The sequence below is a fragment of the Sphingomonas bacterium genome, from assembly GCF_903644135.1.
In the GTDB taxonomy this organism is placed as follows: domain Bacteria; phylum Pseudomonadota; class Alphaproteobacteria; order Sphingomonadales; family Sphingomonadaceae; genus Sphingomonas.
The window spans coordinates 1-2,754 of sequence record NZ_CAHJXA010000355.1; the positions used below are offsets into that span (position 1 = coordinate 1).

At 71.4% G+C, this 2,754-nt stretch carries 4 protein-coding genes and 1 tRNA gene; 2 read left to right on the forward strand and 3 right to left on the reverse strand.

Translation table 11 applies throughout. The annotated features are described in order from the left end of the window. Together folK and HUU96_RS14370 are read left to right on the forward strand one after the other, a co-directional pair. A partial coding sequence (gene folK / locus HUU96_RS14365) for a 2-amino-4-hydroxy-6-hydroxymethyldihydropteridine diphosphokinase (RefSeq protein WP_174293426.1) occupies positions 1 to 421 on the forward strand: 421 nt, incomplete at its 5' end. Further along, positions 384 to 459: transfer RNA gene (locus tag HUU96_RS14370), tRNA-Lys, on the forward strand. The genes folK and HUU96_RS14370, both read left to right, overlap by 38 nt. 6 nt (positions 460 to 465) lie before the next feature. Here the strand turns inward: HUU96_RS14370 and HUU96_RS14375 are convergent. From HUU96_RS14375 to HUU96_RS14385, 3 genes are all read right to left on the reverse strand, one after another. Next, entirely contained in the window at positions 466 to 723 is a 258-nt protein-coding gene (locus tag HUU96_RS14375) for a hypothetical protein (protein ID WP_174293424.1), read from the reverse strand. Next, complete coding sequence (locus HUU96_RS14380) at positions 702 to 2,309, reverse strand: DHA2 family efflux MFS transporter permease subunit (RefSeq protein ID WP_254605253.1); 1,608 nt, start codon at positions 2,307 to 2,309, stop codon at positions 702 to 704. The genes HUU96_RS14375 and HUU96_RS14380 overlap by 22 nt, the downstream gene beginning before the upstream one ends. A gap of 110 nt (positions 2,310 to 2,419) precedes the next feature. Further along, on the reverse strand, positions 2,420 to 2,754 hold a 335-nt coding region (locus tag HUU96_RS14385; protein ID WP_174293425.1), incomplete at its 5' end, for a zinc-binding dehydrogenase.

A 2,754-nucleotide genomic window follows, 5' to 3' on the forward strand; every position in this document is an offset into this window, starting at 1 on the left:
CGCGATGTCGCCGATCGTGACGACGCCGCCGCTGGGCCCGTCGATCCGCGCCTTCGCCAACGCCGCCGCGCTGGTGGAGAGCGACGAGGCGCCACCGGTGCTGCTCGCCCGGCTGAAGGCGATCGAGGCGGCGTTCGGGCGGCGGCGCGGACAGCGCTGGAGCGCGCGGGTGATCGACCTCGACATCCTGCTCTGGTCGGGAGGCACCTGGACGTCGCCCGGCCTTGCGGTGCCGCACCGCGCTCTCGCCGACCGCCAGTTCGTGCTGGCCCCGCTGGCGCGGATCGCTCCGGACTGGCGCGATGCCGGCGGCAGAACGGTGCAACAGCTGCTCCACCGGTTGACCGCTCGCCGGCCGCTGCCTAGGTCCGCCGGACTGGTGAGGGTCCGTAGCTCAGTTGGCAGAGCAAGCGACTTTTAATCGAGAGGTCCCGGGTTCGAGCCCCGGCGGACCCACCAGCGGCGCTAATGTCCCGGCAGCGCCGCCGCGCGTTGCGCCCGAACCTTCAGGATCATGGCGTGGCAGCCGGGCGAGGTCTGGTCGATCTTGGCGGCCAGGCAGACCTCCGCGCGCTTGCGGCTGAGCGCGTGGACCGCCTCCGGGCACAGCCGCTTGGCATCGGCGTAGCAGGCACGCCGGGCCGGGTCTTCCGCCAGCGCGGCAGTGGGAAGCGCTGCGACCAGCAGCGCCAGCCCCTCGATCAAGCGCCTGCGTGGTCCCATGTCATTGCTTCCCTCGTCCGCCTTGCACCTCGCGTCCGCGACCGCTCGGTCGCGACCAGCCAGGCGATGATCGCCACCCCGGCGACGATCGTGATCGCCGCAACCGCCAGCCATGCTTCGTTCATCGCATGGACCAGCGCAAGCTTCTCCACCATCGGCCGCAGCAGCTCGCGCGTGTCGGCGTCGATCGGCTGGCCCCGCGCGGCAAGGAAGTCGTCGATCGGGATGCCGACCGCCCTTGCCACCGACACGTCGCCGGCAAGCAGCCGCTGGACGATCCATCGACCCCATATCGGCGTCCGCCCGAACATAATCGTGTCGATCAGCGCCAGCCCGATCGCGCCGCCCAGGTTGCGGGTCACGTTGAACAGCCCGCTCGCGTTCGGTACCGCCGCGAGCGGCAGGTGGCCGAGCGCCAGCCTTGTCGGCGGCAACAGGCAGAACATCACCGCCGCGCCCCGGACCGCCTGGCCCGCGAACATGCCGGGGTAGTCGGTGTCGGGCGTGGCATGGCCGCTCATCAGCAGGCCGACCCCGAACAGGGTGAACCCGAACAGGCTGAGCGTGCGCGGCTCGATCCGCTTCTCCAGCACCACCGCGACCGGTGCCGCCAGCAGTTGCGCGACGCCGGTGACGAGCATGACGCGGCCGGTGTCGAGCGCGTTGTGGCCGCGCACCAGGATCAGGAACACCGGCATCAGAAAGACCGAGCCGAACAGCCCGAATCCGAACACGAAGTTCAGCGCGCACCCAGCCGCCACGCGCGCATCGGCGAGGACGCGGAGATCGGCGACCGGGCTGGCGCTGGTCAGCGAGCGGCGGACGAACAGCACCGCGCTCGCCAGCGTCAGCACCAGCAGCGCCGCCACCGGCATCGACGCCCAGCCATGATCCGGCGCGAGCTTCAGCGCCAGCACCAGGCTGGTCAGCGCCGCCGCCAGCGCGGCCAGGCCGATCAGGTCGAGCGCGCGCACCAGCGCCAGCCGCGTCACCTCGCGCGGCAGGCAGGCGAACCCGATCGCCGCCGCGGCCAGCCCCGGCACGACGTTGATCAGGAACAGCCAGTGCCAGTTGAACGTCTGCGTGACATAGCCGCCCACTATGGGCCCGATCGTCGGGGCCAGCACTGCCAGCACGCCGGCGATCGAGGTCGCGAACGCCTCCCGACTCGGCGGAAACAGCAGGAACACCGCCGAGAACACCGCCGGGATCAGCGTCCCCGCCGCGAACCCCTGGATCACCCGCCAGACGATCAGCCCCGCGAACCCGCCGCTCGCCGCGCATCCCGCCGAGGCGACGACGAACGCCAGCACGCCGACGACGAACAGCCCGCGCATGGTCAGCACACGGGTCAGGAAGCCGGTGATCGGGATCGAGACCACCTCGGCGATGATATAGGCGGTCTGGATCCAGCTCATCTGCTGCGGATCGAGGCGCAGCGACGCCTGGATCACGGGCAGCGACGTCGCGACGATCTGCATGTCGAGGATCGACATGAACAGCCCCAGCGCCATCGCCGCAAAGCCGAGCCAGCGCAGCAGCGCCGGTCCCTCTGCAAGCGGCGGTTCGTCGGCGATCGCGCTCACTACGGCAGCAGCTCGGTCACGAGCGAGCCGGACCACCGCCCGCGACAGTCGGCCTGCGGCCGATTGCGGGGTGGCGCATCAACGGACTGCCACCATCTCGCGTCTCCCTGTCACGGGATCAGCGCGATCTTGCCCACTCTCCCGGCGGTCGACCGCTCCTGCGCCTCGGCAGCGTCGGCCAGCGCGAAGGTCGGCCCGCGTGGGATCGTCAGCGTGCCATCGCGTACCGCCTCGGCGTAGCGGAGGATCGTCGCGGCGTCGGCGTGCGCGAACACGGCGTTCACCTCGACGCCCGCCTGCGCATAGGGGCCGCGCACGGCTGTGCCGAACACGCCGCCGTCGCGCGCACGCCGGATCGTCTTGGCCGCGACGTCGCCGCCGACCGCGTCCGCCACCGCGTCGACCGGTGCTAGCGCCTCGATCGCCGCATCGTCGTCGATCGCGA

Bases quoted from the DNA above. Each gene is read 5' to 3' on its own strand.
- HUU96_RS14375 (WP_174293424.1), bottom strand. From the start codon at position 723: ATGGGACCACGCAGGCGCTTGATCGAGGGGCTGGCGCTGCTGGTCGCA.